Source organism: Klebsiella sp. HMSC16C06, assembly GCF_001808325.1.
In the GTDB taxonomy this organism is placed as follows: domain Bacteria; phylum Pseudomonadota; class Gammaproteobacteria; order Enterobacterales; family Enterobacteriaceae; genus Klebsiella; species Klebsiella variicola.
Map to the genome: position 1 here is coordinate 1 of NZ_KV793026.1, position 1,025 is coordinate 1,025.

Below are 1,025 nucleotides of genomic sequence, written 5' to 3' on the forward strand. Positions count from 1 at the left end.
GCTGCCATCACTACCGTTCTGGCTAAAACCTACGGTGGTTCTGCTCGTGCATTCGACCAGATCGATAACGCACCGGAAGAAAAAGCTCGTGGTATCACCATCAACACCTCTCACGTTGAATATGACACCCCGACTCGCCACTACGCGCACGTAGACTGCCCGGGCCACGCCGACTATGTTAAAAACATGATCACCGGTGCTGCGCAGATGGACGGCGCGATCCTGGTTGTTGCTGCGACTGACGGCCCGATGCCGCAGACTCGTGAGCACATCCTGCTGGGTCGTCAGGTAGGCGTTCCGTACATCATCGTGTTCCTGAACAAATGCGACATGGTTGATGACGAAGAGCTGCTGGAATTGGTTGAGATGGAAGTTCGTGAACTGCTGTCTCAGTACGATTTCCCGGGCGACGACACTCCGATCGTTCGTGGTTCTGCTCTGAAAGCGCTGGAAGGCGACGCAGAGTGGGAAGCGAAAATCATCGAACTGGCTGGCCACCTGGATACCTATATCCCGGAACCAGAGCGTGCGATTGACAAGCCGTTCCTGCTGCCGATCGAAGACGTATTCTCCATCTCCGGTCGTGGTACCGTTGTTACCGGTCGTGTAGAGCGCGGTATCATCAAAGTCGGTGAAGAAGTTGAAATCGTTGGTATCAAAGAAACCGCGAAGACCACCTGTACTGGCGTTGAAATGTTCCGCAAACTGCTGGACGAAGGCCGTGCTGGTGAGAACGTTGGTGTTCTGCTGCGTGGTATCAAACGTGAAGAAATCGAACGTGGTCAGGTACTGGCTAAGCCGGGCAGCATCAAGCCGCACACCAAGTTCGAATCTGAAGTGTACATCCTGTCCAAAGACGAAGGCGGCCGTCATACTCCGTTCTTCAAAGGCTACCGTCCGCAGTTCTACTTCCGTACTACTGACGTGACTGGCACCATCGAACTGCCGGAAGGCGTAGAGATGGTTATGCCGGGCGACAACATCAAAATGGTTGTTACCCTGATCCACCCGATCGCGATGGACGA

At 54.3% G+C, this 1,025-nt stretch carries 1 protein-coding gene; it reads left to right on the forward strand.

Annotated features, from left to right (window positions below; translation table 11 throughout):
- Positions 1-1,025, forward strand: a 1,025-nt coding sequence (tuf, locus tag HMPREF3142_RS25955) for an elongation factor Tu (protein WP_049152846.1), incomplete at both ends; no start/stop codon positions are given.